This is a genomic window from Nonomuraea recticatena (genome assembly GCF_039533245.1).
Classification (GTDB): Bacteria; Actinomycetota; Actinomycetes; order Streptosporangiales; family Streptosporangiaceae; genus Nonomuraea; species Nonomuraea roseola.
Genome location: NZ_BAAATE010000007.1, coordinates 148,809 through 168,264 on the forward strand (window position 1 = coordinate 148,809; position 19,456 = coordinate 168,264).

A 19,456-nucleotide genomic window follows, 5' to 3' on the forward strand; every position below is an offset into this window, starting at 1 on the left:
ACCGGCACGCTACGCGCCGCCACCGACATTTCACCCCGTCGCGCCCTCGGGGTGACATGACTCTTCCCCGAACGGCACTCTCCGTGACCACACCGCGCGCAACCGCCGTCCGCTCACGATCAGCACAGAGTCAGGCGGTCCACTCCAGGAGTCGCTCCAGGGGCCAGGTGTTCACCACGCGCTCGGCCTCGACGCCGCACAGGGCCGCCCGCTCGCACCCGAAGCGCTGCCAGTCGAGCTGGCCCGGCGCGTGCGCGTCGGAGTCGATCGAGAACACGCAGCCCATCTCGTAGGCCAGCCGAAGCAGCCGCTTGGGCGGATCGAGCCTGTCGGGCCTGGAGTTGATCTCGACGGCCACCCCGAACCTGCGACAGGCCTCGAAGACCAGCTCCGCGTCGAAGTCCGACTCGGGCCGCAGCCCTCCGCGCCTGGTGCCGCCCTTCACGATCCGGCCTGTGCAGTGCCCGAGCACGTCCACGTTCGGGTCGGCGATCGCCGTGACCATCCTGCGGGTCATCTCGTGGGCGTTCATCCGCAGCTTGGAGTGCACGCTCGCGACCACCACGTCCAGCCGTCCGAGCAGCGCGGGGTCCTGGTCGAGGGTGCCGTCGACGTTGATGTCCACCTCGATGCCGGTGAGGATCCTGAACGGCGCCAGCTTCTCGTTCAGCTCGGCCACCCTGTCGAGCTGCCTTCGTAGGCGGGCGGGCGACAGTCCGTTGGCGACGGTCAGGCGGGGCGAGTGGTCGGTCAGCGCCCAGTACTCGTGACCGAGCTCCCTGGCCGAGGCGGCCATCTCCTCGATCGGCGAGCCGCCGTCCGACCAGTCGGAGTGGCTGTGCAGGTCGCCCTTGAGCGCGGCCCGCAGCGCGGCGCTGTCCGAGTCGAGGTCCGCGCCCTCGGTGGCCTGGAGTCTGCGCAGGTAGGTGGGGGTCTGGCCGTCGAGCGCCTCGGTGATCGCCAGCGCGGTCACCTTGCCGATGCCGGGCAGGTCGGCGAGCGCGCCGGCCTGGGCCAGCCGTACCAGCTCGTCGGGAGGGAGGTCGGCGACCACGGAGGCGGCGCGCCTGAAGGCGCGCACCCTGTAGGACGGCTCGCCCGCCCGCTCCAGCAGAAAAGCGATGTCACGCAGTGCTTTGACCGGTTCCATGCCGGTTGAATACCCGATGGGAACCCGGCACTTCACCTGCCCGTTGTTCCAGTCATAAAGCATCGATAAGCTCTGGAGCCCCATGGCAGAAACCCGGAAATCGTCCAAGGCGATCACACTGACCGCGCTCGGAGTGGTGTCGGTCCTGGTGGTCGGGTACTGCTCCGCACAGAACGACGACTACGAGGAGGTCGGCGCGGACTGCGTCGATCTCGACACCCGACTGCCTGACGGCTCCTACCAGGTGGTCGACGACGACTACTGCGACGAGGCGCGCGGCTCGCACCACGCCTACGGCTGGTACTACGGCGGCGTCAGGACCGGCGCGCGGGTGCTGCAGGGCACCACCGTACGGCCCGCGGAGGCCCGCATCACCAGCAGGAACGGGCACGTCATCCAGAAGGGCGGCTTCGGCGGCAGAGGCGGAGGCGGCAGCTGATGCGGCGGGCGCTCTCCTCGCGCTCGGTCTCGCTCGGCGCCCTCGTGGCCTTGTCCTCGGCCGTGCTGACCGGCTGCGCCTCCCCCGAGCCCTCCCCGACCATCGAGTACGCAGCTCCCTACGACGACTCCGCCGAGGATGAACCCGTCGACGACGCCGAGGAGGAGCCTGCCGACGATGCGGGCGAGACCCTCGAAGAGGACGACGAAGACGACTTCGAGGAGGACTTCGAGGAGGACGAGGTCGTCGCCACGTGCGTCGAGCGCGACAGCGAGGACGACGACTCCTACGAGGTCGTCGACGACGAGAACTGCGACGGCGTGAGCAAGCACGGCGCCTACCTCTGGTACTACGGAGGCACGACGACGAACGGCAGCAGGATGTCCGGCGGCACCACCGCCCGCCCCCGCGACGTCTCCGTCGTCACGGGGGGCGGCGACGAGCTCACCCGCTCGGGAAAGATCTCCACCAACGGCTTCGGCAACCGCACTTCGACGGGATCCTGATGCGACGCGAGCACGCCACTCCCCGTGAGGGCTGGGAGAAGACCATCGAGGGCCAGGGCCTGGCCTTCCACCGCTCGGTGCAGGCCGCGCACCTGCCCCGTCCCTACTGGGACGAGTCCGTCCACTACGTCTTCACCATGGAGCAGGTCCTCGACCTCGAAGCGCAGGTCGAGGAGTTGCACCGGATGTGCCTGGCCGTCGTCGAGCACGTGATCGCCGAGCGGCGCTTCGCCGACTTCGCGCTGCCCGAGTGGACCTGGCAGGAGATCACCCACTCGTGGGAGCGGCGCGACCCGCACGTCTACGGCCGCTTCGACCTGCGCTACGACGGCGTCTCCCCGCCGAAGCTGCTGGAGTACAACGCCGACACCCCGACCTCGCTGCTGGAGTCGAGCGTCGTGCAGTGGTACTGGCTGCAGGACCGCTTCCCCGGCGACGACCAGTGGAACTCCATCCACGAGCGCCTCATCGACAGGTGGCGCGAGCTGGTCCTGCCCACGGGGCCGACCCACTTCGCCTGGACGAACATGGACGAGACAGGCGAAGAGGCGATGACCGTCGCCTACCTGCAGGAGACGGCCGACCAGGCCGGGCTGAAGACCGTCGCCATCGCGATGGAGGACATCGGCTGGGACCCTCTGAACAGGCGCTTCGTCGACACCGGCGGGCGGGTGCTCCGCTCCGCCTTCAAGCTCTACCCGTGGGAGTGGATGCTGGCCGACAGGTTCGGCGAGCACGCCGTACGGCATGCCGCCTCCACCACCTGGATCGAGCCGCTGTGGAAGGCGCTGTTGTCGAACAAGGCGCTGCTCGCGCTGCTGTGGGAGCTCTACCCTGGCCACCCGAACCTGCTTCCCGCCTATCTCGACGGCCCCCGCGAGCTGACCTCCTACATCGTCAAGCCACTCCTGGGAAGGGAGGGCGCCTCCATGCAGATCGTCTCGCCCGACCACCAGGCGCGGACCGAAGGCTCCTACGGCGCCGAGGGCTTCGTCTACCAGGGCTTCGAGGCGCTGCCCTCCTTCGAGGGGCAGCGGCCCGTGCTGGGCGCGTGGATGGTCGCCGACGAGTCCGCGGGACTCGGCATCCGCGAGACGGCAGGATTGATCACCGACGACACCTCGTCGTTCGTCCCCCATCGCATCGAGCTGTAAAGGCACCCCATGTCCCCTCTGGTCGACCACCTTCTCTCCGGCGCGCTCGCCATCGCCGCCTACGCCGTCCTCGGCATGATCCTGCTGATCATCGGCTTCTACGCCATCGACCTGGCCACTCCAGGCAAGCTCAGCGCCGTGATCAAGCACGAGCGCAACCCCAACGCCACGCTGCTCGCCAGCTCGGGCCTGGCCGCGGTCGGCCTGATCGTCGCCGCCTCCATCTGGTCCTCGGGCGGCGCGCTGCACGAGGGGCTGCTGGCGACCGCGGTGTTCGGGCTGGTCGGCATCGCCGTACAGACGGTGGCCATGCTGATCTTCGATCTGGTCGCGGGCATCTCGGTGCGCGAGCTGGTCAAGCAGAGCGACCTTCAGCCGGGCGCCCGCCTGCTCGCCGTCACCCACCTGGCCATCGGGCTCATCACCGCCGTCGCGGTCATCTAGCGCCCCTCATCCGGCGCCGCAGGAAGCACCGACAGCGCCTCTCCGAGCACCGCCGCGACGTCCACCGCGCCGACGGCGGTGCGTTCGACGACCTGCCGCCCCACTCTGAGCAGAATCCGCACCTCGTCGCCCCTCCTGCGCACCCACAGCTCCCCCGAGGGGAACGGGGAGGGCGGCAGCACGCCGCACCTGGGGCAGATCACGCCTTCCATGCCCCGAACGCTAGGCGCGAGGTTACGGTGTGGGCCATACGCACAACCGCGTACGCAGGGGAGCCCGGATTGATCACTCCCGCCCGCTACACCGAGCTGCTCGGCCTGGCAGGACAGCTGTGCAGGAGCGCCGAGGCAGGTGTCGACCTCGGCACGATCGCCGAGCTGCTCCGCACCTCACTCGAGCTGCCCATCTGCGTCTTCTCCGAGGTGGACTTCGCCAAGGGGCTCACCATCGGCTACGGCTGGCCCGAGACGGTGTTCACCGACGACCTCATGACCGAGGCCACCACCCGCAACGCCCGAGGCCACCCGCTCGTCCGCCATTACGTCCTGTCGGGCGACCTCACCCCGCTGGAGATCACCGACACGGTCAGCATGCGCCAGTGGCGTTCGTCACGGGAGGGCAGCGATCTGTACGAGACGGTAGGCGTCCTGCATCACCTCGCGGTCCCGCTCACCGCGCCCGCGGGCGCCATGCGCTCCTTCGCGCTCAGCAGGGGTAGGGAGCGCTTCACCGCCCAGGACAGGGCCTTCGTCGAGCGGCTGCACCCCCTGCTCGTGGCGCTGGACGAGCAGCACAGGCGCGCCGTCCCCTCCCACCTGACGCCGCGCGAGCGCGACGTGCTCGGCCTGCTGCGCCGCGGCCTGTCCAGGCGCGCGATGGCCCGGCGCCTGGGCATCTCCCAGCGCACCGTGGACAAGCACCTCGAGAACGTCTACCGCAAACTCTCCGTACCCGACAGGATGGCCGCCGTCAGGTTCGGGCAGGAGCGGCGCACTCCGTCGGACCTGGCACTCTAGAGGCGTGACAGACCACGAGGACCGGACACGGGAAGACACCACCCGGCGTCTCGAGCGCAACATGGGCACCCTGGGCACCGCGGCCATGGCGCGCATGGACGATCGGCTGCCGTGGTTCCGCGCCCTGTCGGCCGAGGACCGCTCCTGGGTCGGCCTGGTCGCGCAGGCGGGCATCGCCGCCTTCGTCGAGTGGTTCGCCCACGCGGGCGAGGGCCGTCCAACGCCGAGCATCGAGTTCTTCGGCACGGCGCCGCGTGAGCTGAAGCGCTCGATCTCGCTGCAGCAGACGGTCGACATCGTCCGCATCGTCGTCGAGGTCGTCGAGACCATGACCGACGAGCTGGCCGCCCCTGGCGGCGGCGACCAGCTGGAGCAGGCGATGCTCCGCTACACCCGCGACGTGGCCTTCGCCGCCGCACAGGTCTACGCCCGCGAGGCGGAGGCGCGCGGCGCGTGGGACGCCAGGCTGGAGGCCCTGATCGTCGACGCGCTGGTGCGCGGCGAGGTCGACGACGGGCTCCACTCGTGGGCCGCGGCGCTCGGCTGGACCTCCGCCCCCGTCGTGGTGGTCGCGGGGCACGCCCCCGACGAGGACCCCCGAGCGGTCATCGACGGCCTGCGCGAGAAGGGCAGGCGCATCGGCATGGACCTGCTGGCCGGTGTCCAGGCCGACAGGCTCATCGTGATCGTCGGCGGCGCCGACAACGTGGACCACGCGGCCAGGCAGGTGGTGCCGCGCTTCGGCGCGGGCCCGATCGTCATCGGCCCCGAGGTGCCCGACCTGCACGCGGCCGCCCGCTCGGCGCGGGCCGCGATCGCCGGGCTGAAGGCCTCCTCGGGCTGGCCCGACGCGCCGAGGCCGGTCCACGCCGAGGACCTGCTGGCCGAGCGGGCCCTCGACGGCGACGACGACGCCAGGCAGCAGCTCGTGGAGAACGTCTATCTCCCGCTGGCAGGCACGCCGCTGCTCGACACCCTCGCGACCTATCTGGAGCAGGGCACCTCGCTCGAGGCCACGGCCCGCCTGCTGTTCGTCCATCCGAACACGGTCAGGTACCGGCTGAAGAAGATCACCGAACTGACGGGTTACCAGCCGACGGAGGGCAGATCGGCCTTCACCTTGCAGGTCGGCCTGATATTGGGCAGGCTCACAGAGAGCGCCGTAACCTGGCGCGCTCTAACGTAACTCCACCGAAACCCCTACTGTAGGGTTCCTACAAAAACCCTGGGACAAAGTTCGTACGGATCTCTATCCGCGTGTCGGACTTCTACAGGGCATGGTGGAAATCGTGTTCGTACTCGTCGCTCCGGGCCAAGGCGCCCAGACCCCAGGCTTCCTGTCCCCATGGCTAGAGCTACCAGGCCTCGCGGACAGGCTCTCCGCATGGTCGGAGGTCGTCGGGCTCGACCTGATCGCCTACGGCACCACCGCCGACGCCGACGAGATCCGTGACACCGCCGTCGCCCAGCCGCTGCTCGTGGCCGCCTCGCTGGCCGCCGCCGAGGCTCTGGGCGCGACCCCCGATCTGCTGGCGGGCCACAGTGTCGGCGAGTTCGCCGCGGCAGCGCTCGCCGGGGTGCTGACCCCCGAGCAGGCGCTCAGCCTGATCCGCGAGCGCGGCCAGGCCATGGCCAAGGCCGCCGCGGTCACCGAGACCGGCATGACCGCCGTCCTCGGCGGCGTCGAGGCCGACGTGCTGGCCGCCCTCGAGCGGCACGGCCTGACCCCCGCCAACATCAACGGCGCCGGTCAGATCGTCGCGGCGGGCACGCTCGAGCAGCTGGCCGCCTTCAAGGAGGAGCCACCGGCCCGCGCCAGGCTGATCCCGCTGCAGGTCGCCGGCGCCTTCCACACCGTGCACATGGCGCCCGCTGTCGACCAGCTGCGCCAGGCCGCGGCCGCCCTCACGCCCGGGGATCCGCACACCAGGCTGCTGTCCAACGCTCACGGGCAGGTCGTCGGCAGTGGCGCCGAGTTCGTCGAGCTTCTGGTCAACCAGGTCAGCAACCCCGTGCGCTGGGACTCCTGCATGGAGACCATGGCCGCGCTCGGCGTCACCAGGATGGTCGAGCTGCTGCCCGGCGGCACCCTGACGGGCCTGGCCAAGCGCGCGCTGCGCGGCGTCCAGAGCGTGGCACTGAAGACCCCCGATGACCTCGACGCGGCCAGGGAGCTGATCAAGTGAGGATTCCCGAGGTCGCGGCAGGAGCGAAGATCCTGTCCTTCGGCCACTACCAGCCGGCCAACATCGTCACCAACGACGATCTGGCCAAGACCATCGAGACCAACGACGAGTGGATCCAGTCGAGGGTCGGCATCAAGGAGCGCAGGGTCGCCCCCGCCAACGAGACCGAGATCGACATGGCGGTCCACGCGGGCGGCAAGGCCCTGGCGGGCTCCGGCCTCGACGCCTCCGACATCGACCTGGTGATCGTGGCCTCCTGCACGCTCGAGTCGCAGATCCCCAACGCCGCGGCGAGGGTCGCCCACCGCCTGGGCATCGACTCCCCCGGCGCCTTCGACGTCAACGCCGCGTGCGCGGGCTTCTGCTACGCGCTCGGCACGGCCAGCGCCGCCGTACGGGCGGGCTCGGCCAAGAACGTGCTCGTCGTCGGCACCGAGAAGCTGTCGCAGTGGATCGACTGGACCGACAGGGCGACCGCGGTGATCTTCGCCGACGGCGCGGGCGCGGCGGTCGTCACGGCCTCCGAGACCCCCGGCATCGGCCCCGTGGTCTGGGGCAGCGCGGGCGACAAGTTCGACGCGATCATCATCAAGGACCGCGACTCCTTCCTGCAGCAGGAGGGCCAGACCGTCTTCCGCTGGGCCACCACCGCGCTCCACCCGGTGGCCAAGGAGGCCTGTGACCGTGCGGGGGTTGACCCGGCCGACCTGGCCGCGTTCGTCCCGCACCAGGCCAACCTGCGCATCATCGAGGCCATCGCCCGCAAGCTCGGCGCGGACAACGCCGTCATCGCCCGCGACATCGTGCTGGCGGGCAACACCTCGGCGGCCTCCATCCCGCTCGCGCTCTCACGCATGATCGAGCGCGGCGAGGTGCAGTCGGGCCAGCTGGCCCTGCTTCTCGGCTTCGGCGCCGGTCTCACCTTCGCCGGCCAGGTCGTCGAGATCCCATAGCTTGTACGGCTCGCCGTACAAACCCAAGAAAGAAACTCAAAGGAGAACTACCGACATGGCAGTCAGCGAGCAGGAGATCCTCGAAGGCCTCGGCAAGATCGTCAACGAGATCACTGGGATCCCGGCGTCCGAGGTCACCCCGGAGAAGAGCTTCGTGGACGACCTCGACATCGACTCCCTGTCCATGGTCGAGATCGCCGTGGCCGCGCAGGACGAGTTCGGCGTCGAGATTCCCGACGACCAGCTCAAGAACCTGAAGACGGTCAAGGACGTCCTCAACTTCATCCAGGCCTGAAAGTCCCTTCTGATCAGCAAGGAGCGTAACCACGTGAGTGCAAACCGGGCACGAGTCGTCGTCACCGGGTTCGGCGCGACGACGCCCCTCGGTGGAGACGTCACCTCGACCTGGTCGGCGCTCCTCGCCGGTCAGTCGGGTGTGCGAAGCATCACCGAGGACTGGGTCGACAGCGTCCCCGTGAAGTTCGCGGGGGTCGCGGCCGTCGACCCGTCCGAGGTGCTTCCGCGGCCCGAGGCGCGCCGCCTCGACCGCAGCGAGCAGTTCGCCCTCGTCGCCGCGCGGGAGGCCTGGCAGCACGCCGGCGCTCCGCAGGTGGCGCCCGAGCGGCTCGGCGTGGTCGTCTCCAGCGGCATCGGCGGCATCACCACGACGCTGTCGGCCTACGACACGTTCAAGGAGAAGGGCTGGAACAGGCTCTCGCCGTTCACCGTGCCCATGCTCATGCCCAACGGCCCCGCCGCCTGGATCGGTCTCGACCTGGGCGCTCAGGCGGGAGTCCACGCGACCGTCTCCGCCTGCGCCTCGGGCGCCGAGGCGATCGGCTACGCGATGGAGATGATCAGGTCGGGTCGCGCCGACGTGGTCGTCGCCGGTGGCACCGAGGCCGCCATCCACCCGCTCAACATCGCCGCCTTCGCGGCCGCGCGGGCCATGTCGACCCGCAACGACGACCCGCAGGGCGCCTCCCGTCCGTGGGACCGCGACCGCGACGGGTTCGTGCTCGGCGAGGGCGCGGGCATCGTGGTGCTGGAGTCAGAGGAGCACGCCAAGGCGCGTGGCGCGCGGGTCTACGCCTACGCCGCAGGTGTCGGCTACTCCGCCGACTCCCACCACATCACCCAGCCCGAGCCCGAGGGCCGGGGCATCATCATGGCGATGACCCAGGCGCTCACCGACGCCGGTGTCACAGGCCAGGACGTCAAGCACATCAACGCGCACGGCACCTCCACGCCGGCGGGCGACGTCATCGAGGTGCAGGCCGTGGCCAAGGCCATCGGCACCCACCCGCTGGTCACCTCGACCAAGTCGATGACGGGCCACCTGCTCGGCGGCGCCGGCGGCATCGAGTCCGTCTTCACGGTCAAGGCTCTCGAGGACCGCGTCGTGCCCGCCACCATCAACCTGGTCAACCCTGACGACGGCATCGAGGTCGACCTGGTCCACGGTGGGTCCCGCAAGCTCCCCGATGGTGACATCGCCGCGGTCAACAACTCGTTCGGATTCGGCGGCCACAACGTCACCGTCGTCTTCACCACGCACTGAGGGAGCCATAGATGACCGTGCTCGACAACGGGGTGGTGACCGGCGCCTCCGACGAGTCGCCCGTCGATCCCCGCGATCCGATCGTCCGCCTGGCCGCGCTGCTCGACGAGGGCTCGCTGCGGTTGCTCACTCCCCAGGACAAGAGCGGCGTGCTCGCCGCCATGGGCCGCGTCGAGGGTGTTCCCGTCGTCGCGTTCTGCAGTGACGCCCGCTTCCAGGGCGGTGCGATGGGCAGCGAGGGCTGCGAGCACATCGTCCACGCCTACGACGTGGCCGTCCGTGAACGGGTGCCGGTCATCGGTGTCTGGCACTCCGGTGGTGCGCGACTCGCCGAAGGCGTCGAGTCGCTGCACGCCGTCGGGCGGGTCTTCTCCGCCATGACCAAGGCGTCGGGCATCGTGCCGCAGCTGTCGGTCGTCGTCGGCCCCGCCGCCGGTGGCGCCGCCTACGGTCCCGCGCTCACCGACATCGTCATCCTCGCCGACCAGGGCCGCATTTTCGTCACAGGGCCCGACGTCGTGCGCAGCGTCACGGGCGAGGACGTCACCAGCGCCGCGCTCGGCGGCCCCGAGCCGCACAGCAAGCGCAGCGGCGTGGTGCACATCGTCACCAAGACCGAGGGCGACGCGCTGCTCAGGGCGCGCCAGCTGGCCGTGCTGCTCGGCCACCAGGGCCGCGTGCGCAGCTCGTCGGTCGACGAGGTCGATTTCTCGGCCTTCCTGCCCGAGTCGGCCCGCCGCGCCTACGACGTCAAGCCGCTCGTCAACGGCCTGCTCGACGAGCCCGGCATCGAGCTGCACCCGAAGTGGGCGCCCAACATCGTCACGACGCTCGGCCGCCTCGGCGGCAGGACCGTCGGCGTCATCGCCAACAACCCGATGCGCCTCGGCGGCTGCCTCGACGCCACGTCCGCCGAGAAAGCCGCCCGCTTCGTTCGTATGTGTGACGCCTTCGGGGTGCCGTTGGTTGTCCTCGTGGACGTTCCCGGTTATCTCCCCGGCGTCGGACAGGAGCACGACGGCGTGGTCCGCCGCGGCGCCAAGCTGCTGCACGCCTTCGCCGAGGCCTCCGTGCCGCGCGTCACGCTGGTCACCAGGAAGGCGTACGGCGGCGCGTACATCGCGATGAACTCCCGCGCCCTCGGCGCCACGCGCGTCTTCGCCTGGCCGACGACCCAGGTCGCCGTCATGGGCGCGGTCGCGGCGGTGCGCATCCTCAAGCGCCGCGAGCTGGCGGCCGCCCCCGAGGAGGAGCGCGCGGAGCTGGAGAACCGCCTGGCCGAGGAGCACGAGAAGCTCGCCGGCGGACTGGCGCGGGCGCAGGAGCTGGGCGTGATCGACGAGGTCATCGACCCGTCCCAGACCCGCGGCGCGATCGCCAGGGTCCTCGCCACGGCCACCCCCGCCCGCGGCGCCCACGGCAACATCCCGCTGTAGTGCCCGACCGCGTGTGCCCCCTCCACCTGCTGGAGGGGGCACACGCGCATGCCGTCTCGCTGACGAGGCGCTCGGCCGCGCGTCGATCAGTGGGCGTGCTCGGCCCCGGTGACGGTCCGCCGGTCAGGTCGGCCGGCCGTCTACCGCACGAAGGTTTGGAGATCCCAGATGTTGATCTTGCTGTCCCGGCCTGCGCTCAGGACGACGTGACGCCCGTCGAGCACGGCGGTCTGGACCGTCTCGACGCTTCCGTCGTGGCCGATCAGCGGATCGCCGAGCTGCCTGCCGGTCGACAGGTCCCAGAGACGCACCGTCGCGTCCTCGCCCCCGCTCACCGCCAGGACACGATCGCCGATCACGGCCGTGTCCAGGGCGACGACGGCATCCTCATGACCGGTGAGCGGGTCACGGATGAGATCGTCTCCATGCTCGTCGGACAGGCCCCACACATGGATCTCGTCCTCGACCCCCGCCACCACGATCGGATCACCAGCGAGCCGTGCCAGTGAGACGGCCGGCACGCCCTTCTCGTCGGTGTCGAACGACCTCACTTCCCCGCCCGCCGTCAGATCCCACACCGCCACCCCTTCGTCCATCCCGCCCGCCGCCGCCAGCGAGAGGCCATGGGCATATGTGGCCGTGAGACAGGCGATGCGGCCGATGTCGTTGGAGAGTTCGGTGAGAACGTCCTCGGCGGACGGCCTCCACACCAGGATCTCGTCCGCGTACTGCGTGGCGGTCACGAACAGCGGCGGTCCCTCTCCCCGCACTTCGGTGATCGCCGCGAGGTAGGGATCGTCGAAACCTGCCCCCCGGATCAGCTCGCCGCTCTCCAGATCCCAGAAGGCGAAGCCCTGTTCGTCGCCTCCCGCAGCCAGGATCACCCGTCCGCCGGACACGACTGCGGCCACCGAATCGACATCGTTCTCAGCATCGGGATACCGGGCGGCCAGCGGGTCCCCGGCGCAGGCGAAGGTCAGCGGCCGCTCCTGCCACACGTCCCGCAGGGGATCCCAGGTCCACACTCCTCCATACCTGGAGTCGGCACAGACCACGAGCGGCCCGGCAGGGGCCCCGACCAACGTGAAGTCCATGATCCGGGACGAGGAGGGCACTTCACTGCTCAACATCACCGATCGCGCAAGCATGTCGCGAAGGTACAGCCAAAGATCCACACCCGCGAACGTTTCATTCGCCGGGCAGCCGTTTGGGCTTCGACCGCGTTGCCCCTGCGCGCACGGTTCGACGCCGGCACGGCACCGCGCCGGCTCGCGGCGGGCCCGGCGCGGCGGTGTTCGGCCCACCTGCGAGCCGGTCGGGACCCGCGGCCGGTCACACCGCCGCGTGGAGCCAGCGGACCGGCGCGCCGTCGCCGGCGTAGCGGAACGGTTCGAGCTCTTCGTCCCAGGGCTTGCCGAGCATCTTGTCCAGCTCGTCCTCCAGCACGCACCGCCCCTGCGAGGCCATGAGCATCACCGCCCTCAGCCGGTCCTCGGGGATCATGATGTCGCCCGCGGCCCCGATGACCGCGTTGAAGGCGCCGAGCGTCGGCGTGTAGGCGTGCCTGGAGCCGTCCACCCCTTGCGAGGCGTCCTCGGTGATCTCGAATCGGATGCGCTGCCAGCCCATGAGCGAGGAGGTGATGGCCGCGGCGATGCCGGGGCGTCCTTCCCACTCGGCCTGCGCGCGCACCACGTTCGGCGCGGCAGGTTGGGGTGTCCACGTCAGGTCTACGGGCACGCCAAGGACACCCGCGACTGCCCATTCGATATGAGGGCATAGCGCGGGCTGAGCCGAGTGGACGTACAGCACGCCACGAGCAGACACCGGACCTCCCGTTTCGGTACGAGGTGCGCCTTCCCCAACGGCCTCGTCCTGGGATGATCACAAGTGACTAGGGAGAGACTACCGTCGGTTGCCGCCCGGTGCTAGTGGGGGGCTATACCAAGATGTTGCGGCTGGGGCATGTGACGTCTGCCCGGGGCAGGAAAGATACGGGTCCATGGACATCCAAGCTGTCGGCGCGGCGCTCATCCGCCCCGGCCAACTTCTCACCGACCGCGGGGCGCTGTCGGCGGCGGCGCGATGGACGCAGGCGGTGTCCGAGGCCGACGGGGTGTTCCGCATCAGGCTCACGCCCGGTGTGGACCCGTGCGAGATCGCCATGAGGCTGCGCGAGGAGGGCCACAGGGCGGGACCCAACCACGTGCTGACGGGTCAGCCGCTGTGGTTCGGCGGCCCGGCCTCCAGACCGTTCCCCGCGGCCCCTCTGGCGGCCCCCTCCGGCCGCGACGGCCCGCAGGTGCGGGTGGCGGTGGTCGACACCGGCATCGCGGCGCACCCGTGGTGGGCCAAGAGCGACTGGTACGGCAGGCTGGGGCCCGAGGCGGCCGACCGTCCCGACGGCGACGGCGACGGCGCGCTCGAAGCGCAGGCGGGCCATGGCACCTTCATCGCGGGTCTGATCCAGCGGCGCGCGCCCTCGGCCGCCTTCCAGGTCGCCAGGGTGCTGGGCGCCGACGGCGTCGGCGACGAGGCGGGCCTGCTGCGCGCGTTGCACCGGCTGCGCGCCGACCCGCCTCAGGTGCTCAACCTCTCCCTGGGCTGCCATACCTTCGACGACCAGCCGTCCAGGCTGGTGGCCGACGCGGTGGGCTCGCTGGAGAGCACGGTGACGGTGGCGTGCGCGGGCAACACCGCCTCCGACCGTCCGTTCTGGCCGGCCGCGCTGCCCTCCGTGGTCGGGGTGGGCGCGCTGGACGCGGCGCAGGAGCACAGGGCGCCGTTCTCCGCCCATGGGCCATGGGTGGACGCCTGGGCCAGGGGCGAGTGGCTCACCAGCACCTTCCTGGAGTTCGGCGAGTTCGAGGGGTTCGCCAGCTGGAGTGGCACCTCTTTCGCCGCCGCCCTGGTCTCCGGAGCCTTCGCCGCCTCGCCCGCCGTGCGCGATGTCGCCGATCTGCCTGATTCGCGGCAGATTCCGGGTCTGGGAGTTGTCGTTCACTCAACCTGAAAGCCCTCGGTCGCGATAAGGTTTACTCTCAGTCCTCGTCTCATTACGAGGAGGCATCGTGAGCGACCACCGTCTCCCGGAGGAGCTGCTGAAGGCGGCTGCCGACGGCGACCACTCCGCATGGACCGGCCTGGTCGGCCGGTTCGGGCAGCGGATGTGGTCGGTCGCTCACGCGTGCGGGCTGAACGAGGCCGACACCGCGGACGCCGTCCAGGGTGCGTGGTTGCGGCTTTTGGAGAATCTGCACTCGATCAGGGACCCAGCGAGCGTGGGCGCCTGGCTCGCCACGGCGGCCAGACGTGAGGCTCTGCTGATTTCCCGGAGAGGCGCGGGGCTGCGCCCGCACCTCTGCCTTCCTGAAGGCGGTCCCTTCGATCCCGACCCTGCCTCGCTCATTCTCGAGGCCGACGAGGGACGTCTGCTCTGGCAGGCGGTGTCCGCACTACACGAACCATGCCGAACCCTGCTCCGCCTGGTGGCGACGGTTCCCGAGGCGGGAACGCACCAACTGGCGGTTCGGCTGGGCGTGCCGACCGGCAGCGTCGGGCCTACTCGACTTCGCTGTCTGAACAAGCTGCGCACCCTGATCTCTCAAGAGGAAACGGTGCCATGATCGACGACGAGTACCTACTGGCCGCGCTCCGCATCGCCGCGGGACACGACCCCGTTCCCGCCCATGTCTCGGCCGCCGCGCGCGACACCTTCGCGCTGCGTCTCGCCCAGGCCGACACCGCCGCCCCGGCGGAGAGCGTCGCCACCCGCGACACTCGCGACGCGGACGGGCCACGCCTGGTCAGGTTCGCCACCCAGGACTTCTCCTTCGATCTGGAGGTGACCATCGGCGACGGCCTGATCGACCTGGCGGGGCGGGTGACACCGCATCCCGGCGACGGGGCCACGATAGACATCCGCACGCCGCATCTCACGGTGTCGCGCGACCTGCCGTCCACCGGCCAGTTCGCCGCCACCGGCCTGCCGCCCGGCTGGTTCAGCGTGGTGTGCCACCGGCCGGGGTTCACGCCCGTCGCCACCCGATGGGTGCGGATCCGTCCGTGACAGAAGGGCTGGTCGCGCGGGCGGAGGAGGCGATCCTCCAGTCCGGGATGGATCCCGCGCGGGCGCTGGACAGCGCCCGCGCGGTCTTCGCCGCCGCGCAGGAGGCAGGGGCCGTCGAAGCGGTGGTGATCGCCCTGCGTGCCATGGCGTTGGCCTGCAGGGAGCTGGGCGATCTCGAGACCGCGGAGAGCCATCTGCGCCGCGCGATCGCCACGAGCGGCGCCCCGGCCGAGCGGCTGGCCCAGGCGCGGTTGTCGCTGGTGAGCGTGCGCACCCAGCGCGGCCACCCGCTGCAGGCGCTGCGCGTGGCCGCCATGGCGTGGGCCTACCTGTCGCCGCTCGACCGCGCCAAGCTCGACACCCAGCGGGCCGTCGCGCTGGCGCACCTCGGCCGCCACCAGGAGGCCGTCGCCTCGTGCGACAGGGCGCTCGCGGTCCTGGCCAAGGCGCCGGGCACCATCGACGACCAGCGCTTTCGCGCGGGTGGGCTGCTCAACAGGGGGCTGGTGCACGCCTACCAGGGCCGCTGGACACAGGCCACCCGCGACATCGCCTCCTGTCTCGAACTGTCGCAGCGCGCGGGGCTGGCGCACCTGGCCAGGCTGGCCGCGGCCAACCTGCCCTTTCTCGCCGTACGGCAGGGCGACATCCCCGCGGCCTTCGCCCACTACCGGGCGTGCGAGGACACCCTGTTCGGCTACCCCGAGCGCCTGGCCACGATGCGGGCCGACTTCGCGGGCGCGCTGCTGGCCGCCCACCTGCCTGGCGAGGCGAGGGCGATGCTCAGCCTGGCCGTACCTGAGCTGGAGGCCGCGGGCGCGCAGGTGGCGCTGGCCGAGGCGAGGCTGCGCCTGGCGCAGGTCGAGCTGGTCACCGGCGACGCGCGCCAGGCGCTCGCCGTGGCCCGCAGGGCCGAGGCGGAGCTGAGCGCCCAGGGCTGCGACTCCTGGCGGCTGGCGGCCGAGGTGGTCCTGCGCGCCAGGCTCGCCCTGGAGCCGCCCTCTCGCGAGCTGCTCGAGCGGCTGCTGGCGTGCGCGCACGACCTCGCCTCCTCCTCCTTCGCCGCCGAGGCTGCCGCCGTACGGCTGGCGGCCGCCGAGCTGGCGCTCACGCTGGGCGACACCGAGACGGCCACGGCACAGCTGTCACTGCTCGACCCCGAGGCGGCGGCGCGGCGTCCCGCGCGCGAGGCGCGCCATCTGGCCCCGCTGCTCGACGCGCCCGCGCTGAGCCTGCGCCACCTCATCCCGCTGGCCTCGGCGCAGCAGGCCGCCTACCCGGGCGGCGAGCCCGACCCCTGCGACGGCGTGCCGTCCCCCGTGCGATGGCACGCGGCGGCGGTGCTGGCGGGGCTGCGCGGCGACAGCGCGGCGGCGTTCGCCGCGGTGCATCGAGGGCTGCGGGAGGTCGGCTCCGACGCGGGGCGCTTCGACGATCCCTCGCTCAGGGCGCACATGGCCCGCGCGGGGCATCGGCTGGCCTCCTTCGGCCTGGGGCTGGCGATCGACACGCGCGAGCCCGAGTCGGTGTTCGCCTGGGCCGAGCGGTGGCGGGCGGTGGCGGGCGGGCGCCCCGACGCGCCCGGCATGACAGCGGTCAGGTCCGCGCTGGCGGGGGCGGCCCTGGTGGAGTTCGTCTGCCACGACGACGCGCTGCTGGTCCTGGTCATCACCGCCACGGGCATCACCCTGCGCAGGGTCGCCGACACGGCGACCGTGTCCGAGGCCGTCGTCAGGCTCAGGTACGGCCTGCGCCGCGCCAGCCTGGGCGACGCCGCCCCCGGAGGCAGGCACGGCGGCCCCAACCCGGTGCTCGCCGAGGCCACGATCCTCCAGCGGCTGCTGCTGGAGGAGGTGGCCGAGGAGATCGACGGCCGCGCTCTGGTGATCGTCCCCGCCGGCCCCCTGCACACGCTGCCCTGGTCGGTGCTGCCGTGCCTGCACGCCAGGCCGGTGAGCGTCGTGCCCAGCGCCGCGGCGTGGCTGGCGGCCCGTGAGCGGGCTCGCCGCGCGCAACCGCTGGTGATCGCCGCCGCGGGCCCCGGGCTGCGGCATGCGGCCACCGAGGTCGAGCGGGTGCTGGCCGCCCACCGGCGCACCGAGCTGGTGCGCGGACGCCTCGCCGACGTCGCCGACGCGCTCGGCAGGGCCGACGTGCTGCACCTGGCCGCGCACGGCACCTTCCACTCCCGCAGCCCGCTGCTGTCGAGCATCGAGCTGGAGGACGGGCCGTTGATGGCCTACGACCTGCTCACCCACGACTGCCCGCCGCGCCTGGTCGTGCTGTCGGCGTGCGACTCGGGGATGGCCAGGGTGCCCGCGGAGGGCGCGCCGCTCGGGCTGGCGGGAACGTTCCTGGCCAGGGGCGCCGCCTGCGTGGTGGCGGGGCTCATCCCGGTGCCCGACGACGAGGCGCTGGCGCTGATGACGCTCTTCCACAACCTCATCGCCGCAGGCGAGCCGCCCGCCGCCGCACTGGCCACGGCCTCCAGCAAGACGAGGGTGCCCGGCTTCGCCTGTTTCGGCGCGGGCGAGCACCCCGTGGTCGTCAGCCGGTCGCGACGGGACGCGAGGGGTCGGTGATCCAGTGCGACCACGAGCCCACGTACAGCGCCGCGCGGACCCCCGCCACCTCCAGCGCCAGCACCTCGTGCGCGGCCGTCACGCCTGACCCGCAGTAGGCGCCCACCCGCACGTCCTCGACCGCGCCGAGCACGGCGAAGCGGGAGCGCAGCGCGGCCGGATCGAGGAAGCGGCCGTCGGGGCCGACGTTCTCCGTGGTGGGGGCGCTGACGGCGCCCGGCACGTGCCCGGCCACCGGATCGATGGGCTCGACCTCGCCCCTGTACCGCTCGCCCGCGCGGGCGTCCAGCAGCACGCCGGTGCTGGCCAGCGCGCCCGCCTCCTGCGCGGACAGCACCGGCATGCCGCCCGGCCTGGCGGTGAAGTCGCCCGTGACCTCCGGGACGTCCTTCGTGACCGGCAGGCCCGCCTCCTGCCACGCGCGAAAGCCGCCGTCGAGGACCCTGACGTCCTCGTGGCCGAAGTAGCGCAGCGCCCACCAGGCCCTCGCCGCGGCGGTGGCGTCGGCGTCGTCGTAGACGACGACGGGGCGCGAGCCGTCCACGCCGAGCCTGCGCATGGAGGCGGTGAACGCCTCCGCGGAAGGCAGCGGGTGACGGCCGCCCTCGCCCGCGGGCGCGGCCAGGTCGGCGTTGAGGTCGCAGAAGGCGGCGCCCGGAATGTGGCCCTCGGCGTAGGCCTCACGCTGCGGCGGGCCGCCCAGACGCCAGCGCACGTCGAGCAGGGCGGCCCCTTCGAGCGCGGCGAGCTCGGATGGACCGATCAGAGGGCTGGTCATCGGGTGGACACCTCCAGAAGTGGGACAAGCTGCTCGGCGGCCGTCATCGAGCCGTGGTAGCCGACGAAGGCCGCCTCGATCGGGTGGGTCGCAGAGGCGAGGATGACACAGTCGGTGTACGGCACGGCGACGAGGTCGCCGATCCTGCCCATCCACTCCCTGCGCACGTCGGGGCCGAACCACCCCGAATCCACCGCCTCCTGTCTGGACACCACCCACGCCTTGCCCGCCAGCACCTCACGCCATGCCTCGAGCACCGCGGGAGCGGCGCCCTTCTCGGTGTAGACGTGCCTGGCCCTGGCCTCTCCTCCGAACATCGCCACGCCCTCGCTCAGGGCGGGCGTGGCCTGCGCGTCGATCTTCTCCACGGCGTTGACCATGCCGTGGTCGGCCGTGACGTACAGCGCCGAGCCGGGAGGGAGCGTCTCGGCCAGCCGCGCGGCCATGTCGTCGACCAGCTCGAGCTGGTCGAGCCACTGGGGGCTGCCCCAGCCCACGAGGTGCCCTGTCGCGTCGAGGTCGCCGTGGTAGACGGTCACGTGGGCGCGGGGCCCTGCCAGCATCGCCTTCACCCCCGCCACGCGCTCCTCCACCGTGTCGGCGGGCACGTAGCGCACGCCCCTGTAGACGGCCTCGGTCAGGCCCGTGCCCTCGAAGGCGGCGGGCCCGACGTAGCTGGGCGTGATGCCCGCCCTGGCCGCGCGCTGGTAGACGGTCTCGGCGGGCTGCCACTCGGAGGGGTCCATCGGCGGCATGCCCTTGGGCAGCGTCCAGCGCAGGCAGTTGAACAGGTGCCGCTCCCCCGGCACGGCCAGCGTCATGCCCAGCATGCCGTGCTCGCCGGGAGGCAGGCCGGTGCCGAGCGAGCACAGGCTGGTCACGGTGGTCGAGGGGAAGCCCGCGGTGAGACGCCTCGCGGTGGCCGAGGACAGGAAGGGGGCGCGGTCGGCGTGGGCCCGCAGGAGCTCGGCGCCCAGCCCGTCGACCAGGAAGAGGCAGACCCGGTCGGCGGGGGCGAGATCCAGGAGGTTGTCCGAATCCGCGGACCGGGCGCCCTGGTCGCGGCTCGGGACGCCGAGGGCGGCGAGGAGTGAGCTCGGCAGGTCGGCCAGGGAGTTGCCGCCGTAGGCGGGGACCATGGGCTGGGGGGGCTTGCCGTCCATCACGCTCCTGAGGTGTCGA

21 protein-coding genes are annotated in these 19,456 nt (G+C 71.6%); 15 read left to right on the forward strand and 6 right to left on the reverse strand.

Going from position 1 to position 19,456, the window contains the following annotated elements:
* Positions 1–130 precede the first annotated feature (130 nt).
* Complete coding sequence (locus ABFX50_RS16575) at positions 131–1,150, reverse strand: PHP domain-containing protein (protein ID WP_346147315.1); 1,020 nt, start codon at positions 1,148–1,150, stop codon at positions 131–133.
* An 82-nt stretch (positions 1,151–1,232) separates the two neighbouring features.
* Between ABFX50_RS16575 and ABFX50_RS16580 the strand changes: the two genes are divergently transcribed.
* The 4 genes from ABFX50_RS16580 to ABFX50_RS16595 are packed head-to-tail and all read left to right on the forward strand — an operon-like array spanning position 1,233 to position 3,693.
* Positions 1,233–1,589: a hypothetical protein gene (locus ABFX50_RS16580; RefSeq protein ID WP_346147317.1), complete on the forward strand. Its 357-nt coding sequence runs from the start codon at positions 1,233–1,235 to the stop codon at positions 1,587–1,589.
* A complete protein-coding gene (locus ABFX50_RS16585; RefSeq protein WP_346147319.1) occupies positions 1,589–2,095 on the forward strand; it encodes a hypothetical protein in 507 nt (168 codons plus the stop codon). The genes ABFX50_RS16580 and ABFX50_RS16585 overlap by 1 nt, the downstream gene beginning before the upstream one ends.
* Complete coding sequence (locus ABFX50_RS16590; protein WP_346147321.1) at positions 2,095–3,249, forward strand: glutathionylspermidine synthase family protein; 1,155 nt, start codon at positions 2,095–2,097, stop codon at positions 3,247–3,249. Before ABFX50_RS16585 ends, ABFX50_RS16590 begins: the two co-directional genes overlap by 1 nt.
* Positions 3,250–3,258: 9 nt before the next feature.
* On the forward strand, positions 3,259–3,693 hold the full coding sequence (locus ABFX50_RS16595) for a DUF350 domain-containing protein (RefSeq protein WP_346147323.1): 435 nt from the start codon (positions 3,259–3,261) through the stop codon (positions 3,691–3,693).
* Here the strand turns inward: ABFX50_RS16595 and ABFX50_RS16600 are convergent.
* On the reverse strand, positions 3,690–3,905 hold the full coding sequence (locus tag ABFX50_RS16600) for a hypothetical protein (RefSeq protein ID WP_346147325.1): 216 nt from the start codon (positions 3,903–3,905) through the stop codon (positions 3,690–3,692). The two genes, ABFX50_RS16595 and ABFX50_RS16600, sit on opposite strands and share 4 nt — an antisense overlap.
* 69 nt (positions 3,906–3,974) lie before the next feature.
* Between ABFX50_RS16600 and ABFX50_RS16605 the strand changes: the two genes are divergently transcribed.
* The 7 genes from ABFX50_RS16605 (at position 3,975) to ABFX50_RS16635 (ending at position 10,845) form a co-directional block, all read left to right on the forward strand.
* On the forward strand, positions 3,975–4,709 hold the full coding sequence (locus ABFX50_RS16605; RefSeq protein ID WP_346147327.1) for a response regulator transcription factor: 735 nt from the start codon (positions 3,975–3,977) through the stop codon (positions 4,707–4,709).
* A gap of 61 nt (positions 4,710–4,770) precedes the next feature.
* Complete coding sequence (locus ABFX50_RS16610) at positions 4,771–5,895, forward strand: PucR family transcriptional regulator (RefSeq protein ID WP_183660067.1); 1,125 nt, start codon at positions 4,771–4,773, stop codon at positions 5,893–5,895.
* Between the two features lie 103 nt (positions 5,896–5,998).
* Positions 5,999–6,895 carry an ACP S-malonyltransferase gene (locus ABFX50_RS16615; RefSeq protein WP_346147329.1) on the forward strand — a complete coding sequence of 299 codons (897 nt, stop codon included), beginning with the start codon at positions 5,999–6,001 and terminating at the stop codon, positions 6,893–6,895.
* Positions 6,892–7,848 carry a beta-ketoacyl-ACP synthase III gene (locus ABFX50_RS16620; RefSeq protein WP_346147331.1) on the forward strand — a complete coding sequence of 319 codons (957 nt, stop codon included), beginning with the start codon at positions 6,892–6,894 and terminating at the stop codon, positions 7,846–7,848. Before ABFX50_RS16615 ends, ABFX50_RS16620 begins: the two co-directional genes overlap by 4 nt.
* A 55-nt stretch (positions 7,849–7,903) precedes the next feature.
* On the forward strand, positions 7,904–8,143 hold the full coding sequence (locus tag ABFX50_RS16625) for an acyl carrier protein (RefSeq protein WP_183646883.1): 240 nt from the start codon (positions 7,904–7,906) through the stop codon (positions 8,141–8,143).
* A gap of 33 nt (positions 8,144–8,176) precedes the next feature.
* On the forward strand, positions 8,177–9,409 hold the full coding sequence (gene fabF / locus ABFX50_RS16630; RefSeq protein ID WP_346147334.1) for a beta-ketoacyl-ACP synthase II: 1,233 nt from the start codon (positions 8,177–8,179) through the stop codon (positions 9,407–9,409).
* An 11-nt stretch (positions 9,410–9,420) separates the two neighbouring features.
* Positions 9,421–10,845 carry a carboxyl transferase domain-containing protein gene (locus tag ABFX50_RS16635; protein ID WP_346147336.1) on the forward strand — a complete coding sequence of 475 codons (1,425 nt, stop codon included), beginning with the start codon at positions 9,421–9,423 and terminating at the stop codon, positions 10,843–10,845.
* A 140-nt stretch (positions 10,846–10,985) separates the two neighbouring features.
* On the opposite strand, the gene ABFX50_RS16640 is transcribed toward ABFX50_RS16635, so the two are convergent.
* Both ABFX50_RS16640 and ABFX50_RS16645 read right to left on the reverse strand, forming a co-directional pair.
* Positions 10,986–11,843 carry a WD40 repeat domain-containing protein gene (locus tag ABFX50_RS16640; RefSeq protein ID WP_346147338.1) on the reverse strand — a complete coding sequence of 286 codons (858 nt, stop codon included), beginning with the start codon at positions 11,841–11,843 and terminating at the stop codon, positions 10,986–10,988.
* 334 nt (positions 11,844–12,177) lie between these two features.
* A complete protein-coding gene (locus ABFX50_RS16645; RefSeq protein WP_183646891.1) occupies positions 12,178–12,672 on the reverse strand; it encodes a DUF3145 domain-containing protein in 495 nt (164 codons plus the stop codon).
* Between the two features lie 175 nt (positions 12,673–12,847).
* Here ABFX50_RS16645 and ABFX50_RS16650 point away from each other — a divergent pair, with 175 nt between their 5' ends.
* Genes ABFX50_RS16650 through ABFX50_RS16665 form a run of 4 tightly spaced genes read left to right on the forward strand, consistent with a single transcriptional unit; the run spans position 12,848 to position 17,496 of the window.
* Entirely contained in the window at positions 12,848–13,858 is a 1,011-nt protein-coding gene (locus tag ABFX50_RS16650; RefSeq protein ID WP_346147341.1) for a S8 family peptidase, read from the forward strand.
* 58 nt (positions 13,859–13,916) lie between these two features.
* Positions 13,917–14,471 (forward strand): RNA polymerase sigma factor, encoded by a 555-nt coding sequence (locus ABFX50_RS16655; RefSeq protein ID WP_312895521.1) that lies wholly within the window; start codon positions 13,917–13,919, stop codon positions 14,469–14,471.
* Entirely contained in the window at positions 14,468–14,914 is a 447-nt protein-coding gene (locus ABFX50_RS16660) for a peptidase associated/transthyretin-like domain-containing protein (RefSeq protein ID WP_183646893.1), read from the forward strand. The genes ABFX50_RS16655 and ABFX50_RS16660 overlap by 4 nt, the downstream gene beginning before the upstream one ends.
* Entirely contained in the window at positions 14,911–17,496 is a 2,586-nt protein-coding gene (locus ABFX50_RS16665; protein WP_346147343.1) for a CHAT domain-containing protein, read from the forward strand. Before ABFX50_RS16660 ends, ABFX50_RS16665 begins: the two co-directional genes overlap by 4 nt.
* Here ABFX50_RS16665 and ABFX50_RS16670 read toward each other — a convergent pair.
* A complete protein-coding gene (locus tag ABFX50_RS16670) occupies positions 17,462–18,274 on the reverse strand; it encodes a sulfurtransferase (RefSeq protein WP_346147345.1) in 813 nt (270 codons plus the stop codon). The genes ABFX50_RS16665 and ABFX50_RS16670 overlap by 35 nt on opposite strands.
* Positions 18,271–19,437, reverse strand: a complete 1,167-nt coding sequence (locus ABFX50_RS16675; protein ID WP_346147347.1) for an alkaline phosphatase family protein — start codon at positions 19,435–19,437, stop codon at positions 18,271–18,273. Before ABFX50_RS16675 ends, ABFX50_RS16670 begins: the two co-directional genes overlap by 4 nt.
* Between the last annotated feature and the right edge of the window lie 19 nt (positions 19,438–19,456).

Bases quoted from the DNA above. Each gene is read 5' to 3' on its own strand.
- ABFX50_RS16575 (WP_346147315.1), bottom strand. From the start codon at position 1,150: ATGGAACCGGTCAAAGCACTGCGTGACATCGCTTTTCTGCTGGAGCGG.
- ABFX50_RS16580 (WP_346147317.1), top strand. From the start codon at position 1,233: ATGGCAGAAACCCGGAAATCGTCCAAGGCGATCACACTGACCGCGCTC.
- ABFX50_RS16585 (WP_346147319.1), top strand. From the start codon at position 1,589: ATGCGGCGGGCGCTCTCCTCGCGCTCGGTCTCGCTCGGCGCCCTCGTG.
- ABFX50_RS16590 (WP_346147321.1), top strand. From the start codon at position 2,095: ATGCGACGCGAGCACGCCACTCCCCGTGAGGGCTGGGAGAAGACCATC.
- ABFX50_RS16595 (WP_346147323.1), top strand. From the start codon at position 3,259: ATGTCCCCTCTGGTCGACCACCTTCTCTCCGGCGCGCTCGCCATCGCC.
- ABFX50_RS16600 (WP_346147325.1), bottom strand. From the start codon at position 3,905: ATGGAAGGCGTGATCTGCCCCAGGTGCGGCGTGCTGCCGCCCTCCCCG.
- ABFX50_RS16610 (WP_183660067.1), top strand. From the start codon at position 4,771: ATGGGCACCCTGGGCACCGCGGCCATGGCGCGCATGGACGATCGGCTG.
- ABFX50_RS16625 (WP_183646883.1), top strand. From the start codon at position 7,904: ATGGCAGTCAGCGAGCAGGAGATCCTCGAAGGCCTCGGCAAGATCGTC.
- ABFX50_RS16635 (WP_346147336.1), top strand. From the start codon at position 9,421: ATGACCGTGCTCGACAACGGGGTGGTGACCGGCGCCTCCGACGAGTCG.
- ABFX50_RS16650 (WP_346147341.1), top strand. From the start codon at position 12,848: ATGGACATCCAAGCTGTCGGCGCGGCGCTCATCCGCCCCGGCCAACTT.
- ABFX50_RS16660 (WP_183646893.1), top strand. From the start codon at position 14,468: ATGATCGACGACGAGTACCTACTGGCCGCGCTCCGCATCGCCGCGGGA.
- ABFX50_RS16670 (WP_346147345.1), bottom strand. From the start codon at position 18,274: ATGACCAGCCCTCTGATCGGTCCATCCGAGCTCGCCGCGCTCGAAGGG.
- ABFX50_RS16675 (WP_346147347.1), bottom strand. From the start codon at position 19,437: ATGGACGGCAAGCCCCCCCAGCCCATGGTCCCCGCCTACGGCGGCAAC.